This window comes from Halorientalis sp. LT38, assembly GCF_037031225.1.
Classification (GTDB): Archaea; Halobacteriota; Halobacteria; order Halobacteriales; family Haloarculaceae; genus Halorientalis; species Halorientalis halophila.
This window is the reverse complement of the sequence record NZ_JAYEZN010000001.1, coordinates 3,051,545-3,069,403: the sequence shown is the minus strand read 5'-3', so window position 1 is coordinate 3,069,403 and position 17,859 is coordinate 3,051,545. Positions and strand designations below refer to the sequence as shown.

The window sequence follows — 17,859 nt, the reverse complement described above, 5'->3', positions numbered from 1 at the left end:
GCCCTTATGGAGGTCGGGGGTAGGTAAGGCTGGACTAGGTCGGGCAGTTAGGCCCTGCTCTCCACCCGCGATATGGTCTTTAGCGGGGACCGAAGCTCGGGGGCGTCCAGTCAGACGGACGCGGGCCCCGCAAGCCAACGTCGAAGCCTCGTCCTGCGGGGGCGGCGGTCCCCACTGGCTCGCCTGCAGGGGCGATCCGGTGCGGTTAGTCGGGGACACCCCGTCAGGCGCGGAAGCGAGCAGCGAATCCCCGAACACCCGTCGCTCGTAGGGTCGCGGGGTGGAGGAGGCACGCGGGATTACCCGCGTCCGAACGCCGGGCAATCCCGAGGTCCATTCCATTCATCCCACCTTTTTCATCGTCGGGTTGCGCGCCAGCGGCGCGCAACCACTCCTCGAAAAACGTGGTTCCCGTGAGCCGAAGGCGAACGGGTGCTCGGAAGACGAACGGAGTGAGTCTTCCGGTGGCGAAAAAGGCGCGAGCGCCGGAGGCGCTCGCGTTGAACCGCGGCGCGAAGCGCCGCGGATGCTGGCAAAAGTGACCGCAGAACAGCAATCAAGCCTGCCATAGACCGTGGCAGTACTTTCCGTCGTCACCAGTGACACATTCCCGCCATCCAGTTCCTGTGACGCATGCCAGAGTTAGAATTTATTACCTTCGCTTGTCGCGACCCGGACGAACTGGCCGAGTTCTGGGCGGCGGCACTCGGCGGCGAGCGCCGTGAACTGCCGTCCACGCTCGATCCGGCGATCGTCGACCGCCCCGGCGAAGGGCCGAGCCTGCTGTTCAAGGAGCTGCCGAAGGGCACCGAACGGGACCTGCCGATCCACCTGGACCTCTCGACCGGCGACCGAGAGGCGACCGTCGAGCGCCTTCGGGACCTCGGCGCCGCCGTGCGGGAGACGAAGACCGAAGCCTACGAGACCCACACCGCGACCTGGACGGTCATGGAGGATCCAGAGGGGAACGGGTTCTGCGTGAGCGAGTACCAGTAACATCGGCCGGAGAGACTGGAGTCGAGGTCGGGATCGTGTTTCGGACAGGTCAACCCGCCGACCACTCCGCGACCGGCTAATTCACCTGTGGCACCAACTGCGGCTTTCAGTGTCGCGGTGGAAACGGGGACGCGATGGTCGGACCGACCGACGGCGACGCCGATCGGGAGCGGCGGGTCGTGACCCGACGGGCCCTCCTCGCGGCGGGCGTGTTCGGCGTCGGGTTCAGCGGCCTCATCGACGTGCTCGTCCTCCACCACGTCCTCCAGTGGCACCACCTCGTCTCCGGGATCTACCCGATGGACACCGTCGCGGGGCTCCGAACGAACGTCCGCGCCGACGGTCTCTTCTCGCTCGCGATGCTGTTCGTCGCGGGCGTCGGTGCCGGCCTGCTCTGGCGGGCCGAACGCCGGACTGAAGCGCCGCTCGCCGTCCGTCCGCTCGCCGGGGCCGCGCTCGTCGGTCTCGGTGCGTTCGACCTGTTCGACGCCGTCGTCGATCACGCGGTGCTCGGCCTCCACTGGCCGGTGGCCGCCGGCGGCGAACCGCTCTCGTGGGGCGGCCCGTACAATCCCCACTGGATCGCCGTCAGCCTCCTGCTCGTCGCCGCCGGCTACTACGTCTACAGGGCCGGAACCGCCACACGGGACGGGAACCCGGGTGACGAGGCGTGACCGGGATCCTGCCAGTCCAACCCGTTCCGACGACGTGGATCGCACTGCACGCCGCGCCGGCGGCACCGCGACAGCCAGTCCCACACTGGATCGTGCTGCTCGTGTCCGTTCCGACGTTCATGCTCCTGACGGGCGGTGCCGTCCTCGCGATCGATCGACTGCTGGAACGGCTCGAAGAGGCGAACGGGAGAAATCGGAACCGGTGAACGTCAGTCGTCGGCGGGTTCGACCATCTCGACGTTCTGGATCTGCAGGTCGCCGCCGATGGTGCGGTTCGGGTAGGGGATGTTGATGTCCGCCTGGTCGAAGCGCTCCTTGACGGCGGCGACGTACTCGCCGCGGATCTTCACGAAGTCAGATCGGCTGGGGTTGTCGATCCAGATGCGCGACTGCAGGCCGACCGAGGAATCGCCCAGTTCCGTCAGCCGGACGGACGGTTCCGGATCGTCCATGATGCCGTCGTGCTTCTCGGCCTCCTCGACGATGATCTCGGTGGCCTCGTCGATGTCGTCGTCGTAGCCGATGCCGAACAGGAACTTCAGGCGCAGTTGCTGCTTGGCGACGGGGTTCTTGATGACGCCGCCGGTTAGCTGGGAGTTGGGGACCGTCAGCAGTTCGTTGTCGAACGTGCGGACGCGCGTGACGCGCATCGAGATGTCCTCGACGACGCCCGAATAGCCGTCCCACTCGATCCAGTCGCCGATGCGGAACGGCTTGTCCGTGTAGATGAAGATGCCGGCGACGAAGTTCGAGAGCACGTCCTGCATCGCGAACCCGATGGCCAGCGTCGCCGCCGCGCCGATGGTCGCGATGGCCGTGAGGATGTTCCCGAACCCGGCGAAGGTGAAGGCGACCGCGACTGCCGTGAAGCCGGTCACGATCCGCGTGAGCTTCACGAGCGGTCGGCGCGCGTGTTCGTCGAGGTCCCGGCGCCGGAGCACCCGGTCGACGACCGGGACGAAGAAGAGCCGGCCGAGGAGATAGAGGGCGACGAAGGCGACCAGGAAGGTGACCGCCGAGCCGACCGCCCCCGCCGCGGGGACGCCGAACTCGGCCAGTCGCTCGGCGAGATACGTGTTCGCGGCCTGCAGCGGGATCATCGCTCGATCACCGCGGTGTGGCCCCGCGTCCGGACGAGGTCACCGCTCACCTGTTCTGCGAGGTCCGCGGCGAGGTCCTCGGTCGTGGTCCCGCCGCGAGCCGCGCGGAGGAACTTCACTTTCACCAGATCGCGCTCGTCGAGCTGGTCCGACAGCTCCTCGACGACGGACTCGATCCCGTGTTTCCCGACCCACACCGTAACGTCCAGGTCGTGCATCCGCCGGCGTTTCTCCTGATCGGTCATGTCGTCACTGCTAGAGGGCAATCGTTCTTAAAGCCTCTCCCCGACGGTCGGTGTGCCAGCCGTCCGCACTCGCGGCCGGTGGGCGGTCCCCGACGCGGGGTCAGTACGGATACCGCGCGTGGGCACCGCAGTCGCAGGCGACGACGACGTGGCCGTCGCGGGTCCGTACCCGAGCGTTCACACCGGGTCGGAGGTAGGCGTCACAGCGGTCGCAGGTAAAGCGCTTGAAGCGGTGGGGCAGCGACAGCCGGTTGCGCTCCGCCACCCGTCGGGCGCGGCGGACGTACGCGCGAGCCCGTTCGGTCTCCCCCGCCGCCGTCGCGGCCTTCGCCAGTTCCTGCAGGCGGTCGACCCGCTCGGCGGCCAGCTGTTCCTCGCCGGGCATGACTGACACTGATCGGGCGAGGCCGGTATAGGTTCCGCTCGGCGTCGGCGGCGTCGGGGTGCCGCCCGCGAGTCGTCGCGTCCGCCGAGCCTTTCGGTAGGGTTTTTTTCCGGCCACGTGTCGGCCCGACCGTGCGCGCGCTCAACTACCTGGAACTGGCCGCTCACCTCGACCGGAGCGGCATCGGCACCGCCGTCGACCAGCAACGGGCCGCCCTCGCCGAGACCGACGTGGAGGTCCTCACCTCACCGTGGTCGGGCGGCGACCCCGTGCGCGGCGTCGAGCGCGCCCTGACCGGCGACGGCCCCGTCGCCGACTTCGACCTCGCCCACTGCAACATGATCGGCCCCGGGACCGTCGCAGTCGCCCGGTACGCCCGTCGCAACGACGTCCCGCTGGTGCTGCACTCCCACGTCACCAGCGAGGACTTCGCCGAGAGTTTCCGCGGGTCGACCTACCTCGCGAAGCCGCTCCGCCGCTACCTCCGGTGGTTCTACTCGCAGGCCGACCTCGTGCTCTGCCCCAGCGAGTACACGAAGCGGACCATCGAGTCCTACCCCGTCGACGCCCCGATCCGACCGATCAGTAACGGCGTCGACGTCGACTCGCTGGCGGGGTTCGAGGACCTGCGCGAGCCGTTCCGCGAGCGCTTCGACCTCGAGGGGATGGTCGTGTTCGCGGTCGGCAACGTCTTCGAGCGCAAGGGCCTGACGACCTTCTGTCGGCTGGCCCAGGAGACCGACTACGACTTCGCGTGGTTCGGCCCCTACGACTCCGGACCCCAGGCCTCCGCGACCGTCCGGGAGTGGACGAGCGATCCCCCCGAGAACGTGACCTTCACCGGCTGGGTCGACGACAAGCGCGGCGCGTTCGGCGCCGGCGACGTCTACCTGTTTCCCACGAAGGCGGAAAATCAGGGCATCGCCGTGCTGGAGGCGATGGCCTGCGGGAAGGCGGTCGTCCTGCGGGACATCCCGGTCTTCGAGGAGTTCTACACCGACGGCGAGGACTGCCTGAAGTGCGAGACGCGGGCGGAGTTCCGCGAGGCCCTGGATCGACTGGCCGCGAACCCCGACCTGCGCGAGCGGCTCGGGGAGAACGCCCGGGAGACGGCCGCGGAACACTCGCTCGAGCGGGTCGGCGAAGAACTGACGGCTATCTATCAGGATCTCGTCGATGACACAACGTATTAACGACAGGTCGTCGAACGGTCGGGCGATGGATCCGACCGTCGCGGTCTTCACCGATACGTATCTGCCGACGGTCAACGGCGTGACCTACACGGTCCAGACCTGGCGCCAGCGCTGGGAGGCCCGCGGCGGCCGGATGCTCGTCACCTACCCGGACGCCGACGGCTACGACCCGTCGGCCGACGAACACCCCGTTCGCAGCGTCGCCTTCCCTTTCTACGACGGGTTCCACGCCGCGGTTCCGAGCGTCCCGGACGCCATCGGCGCGGCGGACCCCGACCTCGTCCACACGCACACCCCGTTCCTGCTCGGCCTGAGCGCGCTCCGGTTCGCCCGGGGCCACGGCGTCCCCCTGGTCGCCTCCTACCACACCCCGGCCGCGGAGTACGCCGACTACATCGCCGAGGGGTGGCTCCGCCCGCCGGTCGAGCGGACCGCCCGGGCCTACGAGAAGTGGTACCTGAACCGCGCGGAGATGGTGATCGTGCCGAGCGAACCCGCCCGGCACCACCTCCGCGAGATCGGCGTCCGGACCGCGATCGAGGTCGTGCCCAACGGCGTCGACGTCGAGCGGTTCCAGCCGGTCGACACCGCCGACTTCCTGGCGAAGTACGATCTGGACACCGGGAAGCCCCTCGTCGGGTACACCGGCCGCCACGGCTTCGAGAAGGAACTCGAGTTGATCGTCGAGGCGACCGACGGCATGGACGTGACGGTCGTCTTCGGCGGCGACGGCCCCGCGCGGGAGCGACTGGAGCGACTCGCGGCCGACGCGGACGTCGACGCACGATTCCTCGGGTTCCTCGACCGCGAAGAACTCCCCGCCTTCTACAGCGCGCTCGACGTGTTCGCGTTCCCCAGTCCCGTGGAGACCCAGGGTCTGGTGGCGCTGGAGGCCAACGCCTGCGGGACGCCCGTCGCCGCCGTCGACGCCGGCGCGCTCTCCGACACCGTCCGCACCGGCGAAACCGGCTACCGCGCACCGCCGGGCGATGCCGAGCGGTTCCGGTCCGCAATCGAGCGAACGCTCGACGAACGGGACGCGCTCGGCGAGCACTGTCTCGACCGCCGCGACGCGATGAGCGTCGACCACGCGGTCGAGAAACTGGGCGAGGTCTACGAGATGCTCGCCTAGAGTTCGAGGTTCGTCACGCGTATCAGGTTCTTAAGGATGGGACGTCTCGACCCCACGAGTCGCGGGTATCGTGAAACTATGACGGGCGGTGAGACCGGACGGCGCCGACAGGTCGCGCTCGGAGTCGCGTCGCTGGTCGCCGTCTCCCTCCTCCTGCTTCTCGCGAACGCGGTGCTGATTGCGACCAGCACCCAGTCCGAGACGACCCGATTGATCTGGCTGCTCGCGCCCGCCACCGTCGTCATCCTCCTGATCGCGGTCTGGCTCTGGGTCCGGTCCGACCGGGACCGAGCCCAGCACCTCACCCGGGTCGCCGCGTGGGCCTACCTCGGTGCGGTCGCCCTCGGGGCCGGCGGCGCGCTGAACGGCCACCTGAACGCCGTCGAGGGGATCGCGGCCGGAACCGGGATCGAACTCTTCGTCGGCTGGGCGGCCGGCGGCCTGCTCGACGGCGGCCTCCTGGGCATCTACGACGCCGAGCGGCGGCTCGAACGCCAGCGGACGGAGCGGGCTCGCGAGGAGAGCGAACAGCTCGCCGCCGGCCTGTCCGTCATCAACCGCGTCCTCCGCCACGACCTCCGGAACCACGCCACCGTGCTCGAGGGACAAGCGGAACTGCTCGAGAACGCCGACCCCGAGGAAGCCGCCGTCATCCACCACCACGTCGATCGGATCGTCGAACTGGCCGAACAGGCCCGACAGATGGAGGCCGTCCTGCGGTCCGACGATCGAACCGTCCTCGACGCGGTCGCCGTGGTCGAGCGGGTGACCGACGACCAGTTCGACCGCTACCCCGACGCCGCGATCAGCGTCGAGTCGCCCGCGGAAGCGCCGGTCTCCGTCGCCACGATGTTCGACGTCGCCGTCGAGAACCTCGTCGAGAACGCCGTCGTCCACAACGACGGGACGGATCCGACGGTCGACGTCTCGGTCACGGCCGGCGACGACTGTGTCAGCGTCGCCGTCAGCGACGACGGCCCGGGCATCCCGGACCACGAACTGGAGGTGCGCGACCTCCCCCACGAGTCGGCGCTGGAACACAGCAACGGCCTCGGACTCTGGCTGGTCGACTGGGTGGTCGAGCGATCCGACGGCGAACTCGACATCGAGACCGGACCGGACGGGAGCCGGGTCCGGCTCACGATTCCGCGCGCCTGAGGCGGTCGCTGGCCGGTGGGAAAAACGGAAGAAGCCGCGACCTCAGTCTTCGAGCGCGTCGGCGATCCGGTCGAGCGTCCGCCGGACGTCGTGGACCTCGTCACGGAGCTTGCGGACCTCGCGCGTCAGCTCCTCGTTGTCGCTGCCTTCCTGGCCGCGACCCTCGCCGCCGGGACCGCCGGGGCCCATACCGCCGGGGCCGCCCGGACCCATACCGCCGCCCATGCCGCCGGGGCCGCCACCGCCGCCCATCATGCCGCCCATCATCTGCGCGAAGGGGTTGCCGCCACCGCCGCCCATGCCGCCGGGGCCGCCACCGCCGCCCATCATCTCTTCGAGGCGTTCCTCGCGGCTCATGCCCTCGCCCTCTTCGCCCTCGCCCTCTTCCGCGCGCTGCTGGCGGATCTCCTCGACTCGCTCGCGGAAGGATTTTTCCTCCCCCTCGCTCTCTGCCGCTTCGCTCTCGCTCTCTGACTCGTCCGTAGGATCCTCGTCTGCCATGCCTCCGGGTTCGGGAGCGGCTGGGAAAAGGATTGTCGTGTCGGCCCGATCAGGCCGCCGTCGGCCCGAGCCGCCGGGCCAGCGTCGAGACGCCCGCTACCGCGAGCAGCAGGATCGCGAGGTTGAACGCGGCCATGAACAGCGGCTCGTAGCCGGCCTCGACCCAGATCCCGATGGCCCGGGTCGCGCTCAGGTAGAACTGCGCCGCCGCGACCAGCGCCGCCAGGATCAGGATCACCATGGCGCCCCACTGTAACTGGTCGGCGATGGTCCACTCCTCGTCCGTCGGGTCGATCGACTGGCTTGCGGTCCGTCTCTCGTCGTCCGTGGCGTTGGCGTCGGTCATTGGTACCTCCGTGCGATCGCTGCGGTTGCGAGGACTGCTATCAGGGCGACGACCGGCCCGAAGCCGGCGCCGTCCCCGCTGCTCGTGCCCGGGCGGTCGCCGTCGTCACTCCCGTCGAGGTCCACCCGGTCGGGTTCCTCGGTCCCTTCGGTCTCGAAGTCGCCCGTGTCCAGGGTGTCGCTCGATTCGTTTCGGTCGACGGTCACCGTCCGATTCGGATTCAGCGTCGCGGGCGCCTGGGCCGTCCCGACGACGACGTCGTCGTGCTGGACGATGGCGACCAGGCGGTAGTTGTAGTCGTCGGGGACCGAGAGGCGGGTCGACGGCGTGGCCGTCCGCCCGGGCCGGATCGCGCCGACCCGGCGGACCCTGCGGTCGGCGACGATGTTCGAGTCGGCCTGCCGGGCCAGGAAGGTCACGTCCAGCCCGTCGTTCGCACCGTCACCGGTGTTGGTGAGATAGGCAGTGACGTTCAGCGTCGCCTCGCTCCCATCGGCCTCGGCGATGGAGAACTGGATCGAGGGCATCTCCTCCTCCGAGAATCCCTCGAAGCGGTGGAACGTCACGCCCGTCCTGGCGTAGTGGGGCTGGAGCCCCCCGACGCCGTTTACGGTCTTGCGGCCGCCCGCGACCCGCTCGCCGTCGGCGTAGACGACCGTCTGGATGCGGTAGTCGCCGTCGCGCGGGACGCTCACGTTCGCGGCGACCGGGACCTCCCGGTCGCCCTCGATCGTGCCGACCTCGCGGTCGGTCGTTGCCGCCACCAGGTCGGTGTCCCTGTCGACGGCCCGGACGAGCACCGTCACGTTCTCGCTGGGCCCGCCGCGGTGTTCGAGCCGGCTGTCGATCGTCAGCGTCGCCGTGCCGCCGGTCACGTTGCCCGCCGCGATGGTCTGTTCTCTGACCGTGAGTTCCGAGGGCGGCGGGTCCGGCGTTGCGTCCGCCAGTGCTCCCGGTGCGATCACGACGAAGAGGGCTGCGACGGCGAGGACGACGACCGCCCCGCCGGCGAGGACCGTTTCGCGCTCCATGCCTCAATCCTATCGGTCGCCGGTAAATGTTTTGTGTATATCACGAACGGCGCGAACGAATCGGGCTAATTCGGCTCAGAACGCACCCAGACTCGACTGGACCTGGCGGTCGGTTCCACCCTCGTCGAGTTCGTGGCCCACGAGGTCCCGCAGGTCTACGGCGAAGGCCGTCCCGCCGTTGTCTAGCACCAGTACGCGTCCCTGCGTGCCCCGGACGGTCCCGGTCACCAGCGTGTCCGCCACCGGCCGGTCGGCCAGCACGAACCCGTAGTCGAAGGCGAACGTCTCGTTTGGATCGTAGTCGGCCAGCAACGTCTCCCAGGCCGACTCGTCCACCTCACGGTGGAGCCCCCTGATCTTGGTCGGGACGCGCACCCGGTCGCCGACGCGCTGGGCGATCTCGGCCTCGACCTGTCGGGCGATCCGGCCGTCGGCGACAGTCCGGAGGTGCGCCGCACGGTCGGCCCCCTGCTCCCGGAGTCGCGTCTCCAGCCGCCAGGACCGCGTCACGCCGACCTTGAACGTCGCGGGCGCGAAGGCCGCCAGATAGACGGCGTGTTCCTCCCGGCACGAGGGCAGGGGGAGGTCGCAGTTCCCCACGCACCGAGCGCAGGCCCAGCGGCTGGTGTGGTCGTCGCAGTAGGGCGCCGTCGGGTTCGCACAGGACTCGTGGACGCCGTCGCTGATCGCCCCGGCGCAGTGGCGGTCCGCGAGGGTGTAGGCCAGCTCGGTCCCCGGTGCGAGGTCGAGGCGCTCCAGTCCCTCCTCGGTCGCGAGAGTCAAGGCAGCGTCCCGGTCGTCGCCCGCACCCGTGTCGTACCCGACGATCTGCACGCCGCCGGCTACGAACCCGGCGACCAAATGGCTGCCGCTGGCGGGTTCGGGGGACGGTGGGGGCGCTCGAACCGCAACTCAGTGCTCCTGGACGAGTTCGCGGGCGGCCTGGCGGACGGCGTCGTCGCTGGACTGGCTCGGTTCCCAGCCCAGCGCCGACAGTTTCTCGATGGACAGGCGCATCCGCGGGACGTCACCGACCCAGCCGCGGTCGCCGCCGGTGAACTCGTACTCGGGGTCGAGGTCCATCGCGTCGGCGACGATGTCGGCGATGGTGGTCACCGACGTCGTGGTCCGCGTCCCGAGGTTGTAGACGTTGAGGTCGTCGTCGGCGTGTTCGACGACGTGGCACATCGCGTCGACGCAGGAATCGACGTGCATGTACGACTTCTCCTGGCGGCCGTCGCCGAGGATCTCCAGGGTTTCGGGGGTCTCCCGGAGTTTGTGGATGAAGTCGGGGATCACGGCTCCTTTCTGGAGGCGCGGGCCGACGATGTTGGCGAAGCGGTAGACCCACGCCTGGATCCCGTAGCTCTTGGCGTAGACCGAGATGAGCGACTCCTCGGAGAGTTTGCTCGCGCCGTACGCCGAAATGGGTTCCATCGGCGCGAAATCCTCCGGCGTCGGTCGGGGCGCTTCCCCGTACACCGTCGAGGAGGAGGTGAAGGCGACGTTGTCGACGCCGACCTCGCGCATCCGTTCGAGGACCGTGAGCGTCAGGTCGCCGTTGAGTTCGTACTGCGCGCGCGGGTCGTCGGTGTCCACTGTACGATCGGCCGCGAAGTGGAACACACCGTCCAGATCGGGTGTGATGACGTCGGCGGCGACCGCCGGGTCGGTCAGGTCGCCCTCGACGAACTCGACGTCGTCGGGCACCCACGAGCGGTCGCCGTTCGAGAGGTCGTCGACCGCCCGCACGTCGTTGTCAGCCGCGAGTCGGTCACAGAGGTGTGAGCCCACGAACCCCGCACCACCCGTCACGAGGAGGGACTTCCCAGTCAGGTCCATGGTGGCCGTCCACCGCCGTCGCTCAAGTGCGTTGTGAAAGGTGCAACCCGTCGGCTTCCGGTACGTAATCCGATACTATCGGTCGATCGATCGCAGGTGACTGGAACGCGTATTGCAGTCACCGTTATCACACCCGGTCGTGCAGACGGCATACGTCGCAGGTGTGACGATGATTGCTGGAACGCGAACGAACGAACCCGGCGCGCAGCGGCGAGGAACCGCCTCACGCCCGGCACGGAGCAGGCGATGACCTCGTCCGTCGACTGGCTGACGTCGCGTGCGAGCGAACGGACGCTCGCGCGACTGACCATCGCCTTCGCGCTGTGTTCGGTCGTCCTGCTCGTGGGCATCGCCTGGTACGTCGGCAGCCTCGGCCTGTCGATGGGCGCGATGGCCTACGACGGCGACGACCGGACCATCGTCGTCGACGCGAGCGAGCGCGCAGAGTTCGCGCGCCACTACGACGAGGACCGGGAGGAGGGCTGGTGTCTGTTCGGGTCGACCAACGAGACCCACGTGCGGATCGACGAAGTGGTCCACGCCCGACCGCTGGATCAGGACGCGAAGCGCGTGACCTTCACCTGTCTGCCGGAAGCCGGCGGGCAACTGCTCACCGGTGACAGCGCGAACCTGGTCGGCGTGGTCCACAGCCACCCCGGCCACAACACGAGCGAGTTGAGCAAACTCGACATCGCCATGTTCGGCCGTCTCAGCCCGCTGGTCGAGGTCATGGGGATCTACACCGACGCCGACGGCGTCGCCTTCTTCACGACCGACAGCATGACCAACGCACTCGATACCCGCGTCGCTGGCGGTGCTCCGAACGGTAGCGCCGCGAACGAAACCACGGATCGACGTATCGAAACCCCCTAACCGGCCAGGGGCGTTCGAGCGGGTATGCAGGGAGACCCCGAGGTCGCGGTGCTCAGACTCGGTCACCGGCCGGGCCGGGACGAGCGGATCACGACCCACGTCGGACTGACCGCGCGGGCGCTTGGGGCCGACCGCGTGATCCTCGCCGGTGACGCCGCCGGCCGGGCCGACACCGTCGCCGACATCACAGACCGGTTCGGCGGTCCCTTCGAGACCGAGACCGTCGACTCCTGGCGACCCGTCCTCCGGGATTTCGAGGGGTCGATCGTCCACCTCACGATGTACGGGCTGGAGGTTCAGGAGGTCGAGGCCGAGATCCGGGAGACTCATCGCGAGGGCCGCGACCCGCTGTTGGTCGTCGTCGGCGCGGAGAAGGTCCCCTTCGACGTCTACGAGAAGGCCGACTGGAACGTGGCAGTGACCAACCAGCCCCACTCCGAGATCGCCTCGCTGGCCGTCTTCCTCGACCGACTGTTCGAGGGGCGGGAACTCGACCGGGAGTGGGAAGACGCGGAGAAGGTCGTCGTCCCGCAGGCGGTCGGCAAGCGGATGGAGGCGGCAGACGAGGAGTGAGCCGGGTGGGCACGCTCGTCCGCACGGTTCGGTGCTTTTAAACGATCCAGGCACGGATACGTACATCAATGGCTTTTGAGGAACTCCTGGAGGACCCGGTCATACAGAAGTACCTCCACGAACTGGTGGGCCCGAAGGGGATGCCCGTCGCGGCCGCACCGCCGGACGGCGAGGTGACGGACGAGGAACTCGCCGAGGAGCTCGGACTCGAGCTCAACGACGTTCGCCGCGCGCTGTTCATCCTCTACGAGAACGATCTGGCGACGTACCGGCGACTCCGCGACGAGGACTCGGGGTGGCTGACCTACCTCTGGACGTTCCAGTACGACAAGATCCCCGAGAAGCTCGAAGAGGAGATGTACCGGCTGCTCGACGCGCTCGAATCGCGCGAGCAGTACGAGCACGACAACGAGTTCTACCTCTGTGAGGTCTGCGGCATCCGCTTCGAGTTTGGCGAGGCGATGGACTTCGGCTTCGAGTGTCCCGAATGTGGCTCGCCCGTCGACGCGATGGAGAACACGGCGCTGGTCCAGGCGATGGAGGAGCGCATCGCCGCCCTCCGTGACGAACTGAACGTCGAAGCCCAAGAGACCGAGGCCTGATGGTCGTCCTCGCAACCAAGTGCTACGTCGGCGGCGACGCCCGCGACAGGGCCCTCGACGGCCTGGGCTCGCTGATCGAGAACGCGATCGGCGACCTCGACGTGACCTACGACGTGGGCCTGCGCGACGACCAGTTCCCCTCCGTCACCGTCGAGGGCGACGACGCCGTCGTCGCCCGCAACCTCCTCCGCGAGGAGTGGGGCGCCATCACCCAGGAGTTCGAGGCCGGTGAGACGTACGTCGGGACCCTCGAATCGTGGGACGACGAGGGATTCGTCCTCGACGCCGGACGAGAGGTCCGGATCCCTGCCGCCGAGATCGGACTGGGGCAGGGGACGCCGGAACAGATCCGCACGCGCTTCGGGCTGGTCCAGCACCTCCCCCTCCGGTTCGTCTGGGACGAACCGGCTCGCCTGGCCGACGAGGAGATCGACCGGCTCTACGACTGGACCCGCGGCACGGGTCGGGTCAACGTCAACAGCGCGACCCGCGCGGAAGTGCGGGCCACGGTCAACCGCGCCGGCCACGCCCAGGACATCGTCACCGTCGAGCGACTGGGCCTGCTCGAACAGTCGGTCGTCTGCCGTGAGGGGACCGACCCGCCGGGCCTGCTCGCCAGCATCGGCAAGCACCTGCCCTCCGAGATCCTCGCCGTCGTTCCATGAAGCGACGCCGCGCCCTCGGACTGGTCGCGCTCGTCGCCCTCGTGGCGCTGTCGGGCTGTTCGGTACTGGGGCCCGGCGAACCGGACGCCGAGTCGCTCGGGAAGAACGTCACCTACGACTGGTCGAGCGACGCCAACGCCTCGATCGACGTCAACGACACGCGCTACACCGTCGTCCTCCGCGTCGAGGACCGGCAGCACGTCGAACTCTACCAGCGCGACGCGCTGGGGACCGAACACCCCCTGGAGATCGAGGGGCTGAAGTTCCGGTACGCGAACGGGACCGTCCGAAATCTCACCGCCGAGGACGTCGAGCTGACCCGCCGGCGCGCGAACGTCACCGTCGCCGAGGAGAACGTCACCGGTCAGATCGCCTTCGCCTCGCCGCACAACGGCAAGAGCTTCGCGATGCCGACGTTCGTGAAGGGGACCTACGAGATGACGCTGCCCGATCGGGCCCGCGTCGACGTCCCGATCCTGGCACAGGTCAGCCCCGGCGACTACGAGACGCGCATGACCGACGGCCGGGTCACCATTGCCTGGGACGACGTCGAGACGCGGTCGCTGTCGGTCCGGTGGTACCTCGACCGCGACCTCTGGCTGTTCGGCGGCCTGCTCGCGATCGCGCTCCTGCTGGGTGGCGGCGGCGCGATCTACTACCTCCGGCAGATCCGGGCGCTCGAAGACCGGCGCGAGGAGGTCGGCCTCGACGTGGACACCGGGGACGACGTGGGCGACGACGGGCCCCCGCCGGGGATGCGGTAGGCGGGCAGGTGGGGCCCGCGGACCGACGCGGTCGAGCCGGGACGGCACGACTTTTATTCGCGGGTCGCAAATCGCGGGTATGCGCGTCGCGCTGGTCACCGTGGGCGACGAGTTGCTCGCGGGTGACACGGTCAACACGAACGCCGCCTGGCTCGGCAGCCGCCTCGCCGAGCGCGGCGCGACCGTCGAGCGCGTGACGGTCGTGCCCGACCGGATCGCCGACATCGCCCGCGTGGTCAACGAGTACCGCGCCGAGTACGACGCGGTGATCGTCACCGGCGGGGTCGGCCCCACCCACGACGACGTGACGATCGACGGCGTCGCCGCCGCCTTCGGCCGCGACGTGACCCGGAGCGAGGAGGCGCTGGCGTGGCTCGAAGAACACGGCGGTTACTCCCGCGAGGACCTCACCGAGGGGACCGCGGACATCCCCGCCGGCGCGGAGATGCTCCCGAACCGCGAGGGCGTGGCTCCCGGCTGCGTGATCGACGGCGTCTACGTGCTGCCCGGCGTCCCGGCGGAGATGAAGGCGATGTTCGAGGACGTCGCGGATCGGTTCACGGGGCAGCGCCGCCACGTCGCGACCGTCGAGGCGGACGAGCCAGAAAGCGCCCTGCTCGACCGCGTCCGGGACGTCCGCGAGCGATTCGACGTCCAGGTCGGGAGCTACCCGGGCGATACGGTGACGATCAAGTTACAGCACACCGACGAGGGGACGGTCCGCGAGGCGGCCGAGTGGCTGCGCGAGCGAGTCGAATCGCCGGAGACCGCCTGATCAGCGGTAGAGGTAGGCGACCCACGCGGCGGCCAGTAGCAGGCTCACAAGTCCCACCAGGGCACCGGCGCTGTTGATGATCGCCTCGTTCACAGCCGGCTCCGACGCGTTCTGCGCGGCCGCGAGTAGCAGGTTCATGCCCGGCCGTTCCGACCGAGGTGTCTTAAGAATCCCGAACCCGGTGCGAAGCGGGAAGCGAGAGCGGCCCACGCCGCACCCCTTTTGACCCTCCCGGGGGTAGCCCAGCACAATGGGAACGATCGGGGTCGTCGTCAACCCCATCGCCGGGATGGGCGGACGCGTCGGACTGAAGGGGACGGACGGGAAAGTCGACGAGGCGCGCGCCCGCGGCGCAGAGCCGCGCGCACCCGGCCGCGCTCGCGCCGCCCTGGACCGGATCCACGAACTCGCACCCGACACCGAGCTCCTCACCTACACCGATCCGATGGGCGCGGCCGAGGCACGCGAGGCGGGCTTCGAGCCGACCGTCGTGGGCGAACCCGAGGGGACGGAGACCTCGGCCGCCGACACGCGGGCCGCCGTCGACGCCTTCCTCGACCGCGACGTCGATCTGGTCCTCTTCGTCGGCGGCGACGGGACCGCCGTGGACGTCGCCGAGCGGATCGAGGTCCGGGAGGCCGACACGCCGATGCTGGGCGTCCCGGCCGGAGTCAAGGTGTACTCCTCGGTGTTCGGGGTGACGCCGCGGGCCGCCGGGCAGATCGCCGCGACCTTCGAGGACACGGAGCGCGCGGAGGTCAACGACATCGACGAGGACGACTACCGCGAGGGCGAGGTCCACACCGAACTGCGCGCGGTCGTGAGTGTGCCGGCGGCGGAACAGCGCCAGGCGAGCAAGCAACTCGGCGGGGGCACCGTCGAGAGCCTGGCGTCGGGATTCGCCCGCGAAGTCCGCGACGGCGTTACCTACGTCCTCGGTCCGGGCAGCACCGTCGGGGCGATCAAGTCCGAACTCGGGTTCGAGGGGTCGCCCCTGGGCGTGGACGTCTGGCGCGACGGCGAACTGCTGGTCGAAGACGGCAGCGAGTCCGAGATCCTCGACGCGCTCGGCGAGGAGAACGTCGTGGTCGTCTCGCCCATCGGCGGCCAGGGGTTCGTGTTCGGCCGCGGGAACCAGCAACTCTCGCCGGCGGTGCTCCGGCGCTGTGAGATCGAGGTGGTCGCCTCGAAACCCAAACTGGACGACATCGGCCAGCTCCGGGTCGATACCGGCGATCCCGAACTGGACGAGGAGCTACGGGGCTGGCTCCAGGTCAGGGTCGGCAGTTACGAGCGGCGGCTGATGCGTGTGGTTTAGGAACGCGGTATTTCTGCCTGATCGTTCAAGAGGTATTACATTCGGCGACGTATTAAGTGGTGTATAGACAAGATTAAGGTCGCCGGAGTGTGACGAAGGACGTATGGAAACGCGGAAAGTTCAGCGGCTCGGTCCGTCCACCCTCGCGATGACGTTGCCCGCCGAGTGGGCGTCCGAACACGACGTCGAGAAGGGCGACGAGGTCTCCCTGCGCATCGGCGGCAAGGGAACGCTCACCGTGATGCCCGAGTCCGTCCAGACCGAAGAGTCCGAGGCGATCATCTACACCGAGGACCTCGACGCGGCCTCGGTCGAACGGGCCATCGTCGCCCAGTACGTCCTCGGCCGCCGGATCATCCACGTCGAGGCCGGCGAGGACGGTACCCTCAAGAGCGAGCACATAAACGCCGTCTACAACGCCGAGACACAGTTGATGGGCCTGGGCGTCATCGAGGAGACCCCCGAGCGCATCGCCATCCGATGTTCGGTCGACCCGGAGGACTTCACGCTGGACAACCTCCTGGAGCGACTCGAATCGACCGGCTCGACGATGCGGAACGAGGCCGTCAAGGCGCTGGCCCACGGCAACCCCGACCTCGCCCAGCGGGCGCTCAACCGGGAACGCCAGGCCAACAAGATCTTCGTCCTGCTCCTGCGCCTGATCTTCACGGCCTACCAGAACCCCAACCTCGCGCGAGCGGTGGGTCTGGACACCGGCTTCCCCCTGATCGGCTACCGGTCGATCGCGAAGAACCTCGAACTGACCGCCGACAACGCCGAGGACATCGCCGAGATCGTCCTCGAGACGGAGGGCCACACCCTCAACGTCGAGTCCTCGACTATGCGGCGCATCCGGGAGTTCACCGACCAGGTCAACGAGATCACCGAGATGGCCGTCGCCGCCGCCGTCGAGCGCGACTACGACAAGGCCATCGCCGTCCGCGAACTGTACGCCGAGATCGGCAACCGGGAACAGGAGATCCTGAGCGACCTGCCGGAGATGGACAACGAAGAGCTGCTCCGGGTGCGGGAAGTGCTGGTCAGTCTCCAGCAGACCGCCCAGTACGCCGTCCGGAACGCCGAGATCGCGACGAACCTGGCGCTCAACGAGGAGTCGGTCCACACCGAGATCCAGTGAGGCGATAGCGCCGGTCGGGACCGAGAGAGCGCGGTCTTGATTCTCAGTCCGCGGTCGCTTCGTCGCCGTCGCCGGTCCGTTTGCTGACCGTCAGCGGACTCCTGCGCGCGATGGCGCAGTCGAAGGCCGGATGTTCCGCGTAGTGGCGCACGAGCATGTGCCGGCGCGAACCGGTGATGCCCGTCCGACTGACCGCGTCGGCCGTGAACTCGCTCGGAAGCCGCTCGTAGAGCCGGCGCACCTGATCGAAGCTGTCGAACACCTTGCTGTTGCCGGCCGAGTCGGCACTCCGGCGCGAGACCACGTACGCGCCGTCGTCGCGGTACTCCCCTGCGGTGTGCAGGAACTCCCGCCGCTCGGTCAGCGCGTCGTCGATCGCCCCCCTGAGTTCGGTCGCCTGTTCGCGGGTCAACGCGACGGTCTCTCCCCCGACGTCCACCCGGATCCGATCCCCCACTGCCGTGACACCCACCCCGGTGCCGCGATCCTCGTTACCCTCGAAGAACGCGACCAGGAGCGTCAGCACTCCGTGTCATGTGGCCACACCT

24 protein-coding genes and 1 other RNA gene are annotated in these 17,859 nt (G+C 68.9%); 15 read left to right on the top strand and 10 right to left on the bottom strand.

What is annotated here, in order from left to right; translation table 11 throughout:
* The first annotated feature begins 27 nt into the window (after positions 1–27).
* From ffs to U5918_RS15865, 4 genes are all read left to right on the top strand, one after another.
* Positions 28–339, top strand: an RNA gene (gene ffs / locus U5918_RS15880) — signal recognition particle sRNA.
* A 294-nt stretch (positions 340–633) separates the two neighbouring features.
* Positions 634–996: a VOC family protein gene (locus U5918_RS15875; RefSeq protein ID WP_336002593.1), complete on the top strand. Its 363-nt coding sequence runs from the start codon at positions 634–636 to the stop codon at positions 994–996.
* A gap of 134 nt (positions 997–1,130) precedes the next feature.
* Positions 1,131–1,670 carry a DUF2243 domain-containing protein gene (locus U5918_RS15870; protein ID WP_336002591.1) on the top strand — a complete coding sequence of 180 codons (540 nt, stop codon included), beginning with the start codon at positions 1,131–1,133 and terminating at the stop codon, positions 1,668–1,670.
* Positions 1,667–1,876: a hypothetical protein gene (locus U5918_RS15865; protein ID WP_336002590.1), complete on the top strand. Its 210-nt coding sequence runs from the start codon at positions 1,667–1,669 to the stop codon at positions 1,874–1,876. Before U5918_RS15870 ends, U5918_RS15865 begins: the two co-directional genes overlap by 4 nt.
* A gap of 3 nt (positions 1,877–1,879) precedes the next feature.
* Here the strand turns inward: U5918_RS15865 and U5918_RS15860 are convergent, their stop codons facing one another.
* The 3 genes from U5918_RS15860 to U5918_RS15850 form a co-directional block, all read right to left on the bottom strand.
* A complete protein-coding gene (locus U5918_RS15860; protein WP_336002588.1) occupies positions 1,880–2,770 on the bottom strand; it encodes a mechanosensitive ion channel family protein in 891 nt (296 codons plus the stop codon).
* Positions 2,767–3,015 carry a YhbY family RNA-binding protein gene (locus tag U5918_RS15855; RefSeq protein ID WP_336002586.1) on the bottom strand — a complete coding sequence of 83 codons (249 nt, stop codon included), beginning with the start codon at positions 3,013–3,015 and terminating at the stop codon, positions 2,767–2,769. Before U5918_RS15855 ends, U5918_RS15860 begins: the two co-directional genes overlap by 4 nt.
* 100 nt (positions 3,016–3,115) lie before the next feature.
* Positions 3,116–3,400, bottom strand: coding sequence for a ribonuclease P protein component 4 (locus U5918_RS15850; RefSeq protein WP_336002585.1), 285 nt, complete (start codon positions 3,398–3,400; stop codon positions 3,116–3,118).
* A gap of 131 nt (positions 3,401–3,531) precedes the next feature.
* Here U5918_RS15850 and U5918_RS15845 point away from each other — a divergent pair, with 131 nt between their 5' ends.
* The 3 genes from U5918_RS15845 to U5918_RS15835 all read left to right on the top strand — a co-directional run bounded on the left by U5918_RS15845 (position 3,532) and on the right by U5918_RS15835 (position 6,883).
* Positions 3,532–4,593 carry a glycosyltransferase family 4 protein gene (locus tag U5918_RS15845; protein ID WP_418771321.1) on the top strand — a complete coding sequence of 354 codons (1,062 nt, stop codon included), beginning with the start codon at positions 3,532–3,534 and terminating at the stop codon, positions 4,591–4,593.
* 25 nt (positions 4,594–4,618) lie between these two features.
* On the top strand, positions 4,619–5,725 hold the full coding sequence (locus U5918_RS15840; protein WP_336002583.1) for a glycosyltransferase: 1,107 nt from the start codon (positions 4,619–4,621) through the stop codon (positions 5,723–5,725).
* Positions 5,726–5,803: 78 nt separating this feature from the next.
* On the top strand, positions 5,804–6,883 hold the full coding sequence (locus U5918_RS15835) for a sensor histidine kinase (protein ID WP_336002581.1): 1,080 nt from the start codon (positions 5,804–5,806) through the stop codon (positions 6,881–6,883).
* A 42-nt stretch (positions 6,884–6,925) separates the two neighbouring features.
* Here the strand turns inward: U5918_RS15835 and U5918_RS15830 are convergent, their stop codons facing one another.
* The 5 genes from U5918_RS15830 to U5918_RS15810 all read right to left on the bottom strand — a co-directional run bounded on the left by U5918_RS15830 (position 6,926) and on the right by U5918_RS15810 (position 10,603).
* Positions 6,926–7,384: a hypothetical protein gene (locus U5918_RS15830; RefSeq protein ID WP_336002579.1), complete on the bottom strand. Its 459-nt coding sequence runs from the start codon at positions 7,382–7,384 to the stop codon at positions 6,926–6,928.
* A 49-nt stretch (positions 7,385–7,433) separates the two neighbouring features.
* Positions 7,434–7,730, bottom strand: coding sequence for a DUF8060 family membrane protein (locus tag U5918_RS15825; RefSeq protein ID WP_336002577.1), 297 nt, complete (start codon positions 7,728–7,730; stop codon positions 7,434–7,436).
* A complete protein-coding gene (locus tag U5918_RS15820; protein WP_336002575.1) occupies positions 7,727–8,761 on the bottom strand; it encodes a DUF7490 domain-containing protein in 1,035 nt (344 codons plus the stop codon). The genes U5918_RS15825 and U5918_RS15820 overlap by 4 nt, the downstream gene beginning before the upstream one ends.
* A gap of 75 nt (positions 8,762–8,836) precedes the next feature.
* Positions 8,837–9,595, bottom strand: coding sequence for a DUF2797 domain-containing protein (locus U5918_RS15815; RefSeq protein ID WP_336002573.1), 759 nt, complete (start codon positions 9,593–9,595; stop codon positions 8,837–8,839).
* Between the two features lie 78 nt (positions 9,596–9,673).
* Entirely contained in the window at positions 9,674–10,603 is a 930-nt protein-coding gene (locus tag U5918_RS15810) for an NAD-dependent epimerase/dehydratase family protein (protein ID WP_336002572.1), read from the bottom strand.
* A 246-nt stretch (positions 10,604–10,849) separates the two neighbouring features.
* Between U5918_RS15810 and U5918_RS15805 the strand changes: the two genes are divergently transcribed.
* From U5918_RS15805 to U5918_RS15780, 6 genes are all read left to right on the top strand, one after another.
* Positions 10,850–11,476 carry a hypothetical protein gene (locus U5918_RS15805; RefSeq protein WP_336002571.1) on the top strand — a complete coding sequence of 209 codons (627 nt, stop codon included), beginning with the start codon at positions 10,850–10,852 and terminating at the stop codon, positions 11,474–11,476.
* Between the two features lie 24 nt (positions 11,477–11,500).
* Positions 11,501–12,049, top strand: a complete 549-nt coding sequence (locus tag U5918_RS15800; protein WP_336002570.1) for a tRNA (cytidine(56)-2'-O)-methyltransferase — start codon at positions 11,501–11,503, stop codon at positions 12,047–12,049.
* 68 nt (positions 12,050–12,117) lie between these two features.
* Entirely contained in the window at positions 12,118–12,651 is a 534-nt protein-coding gene (locus U5918_RS15795) for a transcription factor (protein ID WP_336002568.1), read from the top strand.
* Complete coding sequence (locus tag U5918_RS15790; RefSeq protein ID WP_336002566.1) at positions 12,651–13,316, top strand: DUF2110 family protein; 666 nt, start codon at positions 12,651–12,653, stop codon at positions 13,314–13,316. Before U5918_RS15795 ends, U5918_RS15790 begins: the two co-directional genes overlap by 1 nt.
* Positions 13,313–14,080, top strand: coding sequence for a DUF5803 family protein (locus tag U5918_RS15785; protein WP_336002564.1), 768 nt, complete (start codon positions 13,313–13,315; stop codon positions 14,078–14,080). The genes U5918_RS15790 and U5918_RS15785 overlap by 4 nt, the downstream gene beginning before the upstream one ends.
* 79 nt (positions 14,081–14,159) lie before the next feature.
* Positions 14,160–14,855 carry a competence/damage-inducible protein A gene (locus U5918_RS15780; protein ID WP_336002562.1) on the top strand — a complete coding sequence of 232 codons (696 nt, stop codon included), beginning with the start codon at positions 14,160–14,162 and terminating at the stop codon, positions 14,853–14,855.
* Here the strand turns inward: U5918_RS15780 and U5918_RS15775 are convergent, their stop codons facing one another.
* On the bottom strand, positions 14,856–14,993 hold the full coding sequence (locus U5918_RS15775) for a hypothetical protein (RefSeq protein ID WP_336002561.1): 138 nt from the start codon (positions 14,991–14,993) through the stop codon (positions 14,856–14,858).
* A 112-nt stretch (positions 14,994–15,105) separates the two neighbouring features.
* On the opposite strand from U5918_RS15775, the gene U5918_RS15770 reads away from it, so the two are divergent.
* Positions 15,106–16,173: an ATP-NAD kinase family protein gene (locus U5918_RS15770; protein ID WP_336002560.1), complete on the top strand. Its 1,068-nt coding sequence runs from the start codon at positions 15,106–15,108 to the stop codon at positions 16,171–16,173.
* A gap of 103 nt (positions 16,174–16,276) precedes the next feature.
* Positions 16,277–17,311, top strand: a complete 1,035-nt coding sequence (locus U5918_RS15765) for a phosphate uptake regulator PhoU (protein ID WP_336002559.1) — start codon at positions 16,277–16,279, stop codon at positions 17,309–17,311.
* 43 nt (positions 17,312–17,354) lie between these two features.
* Here U5918_RS15765 and U5918_RS15760 read toward each other — a convergent pair whose 3' ends face one another.
* Positions 17,355–17,783, bottom strand: coding sequence for a DUF7528 family protein (locus U5918_RS15760; RefSeq protein WP_418771372.1), 429 nt, complete (start codon positions 17,781–17,783; stop codon positions 17,355–17,357).
* Positions 17,784–17,859: the final 76 nt, after the last annotated feature.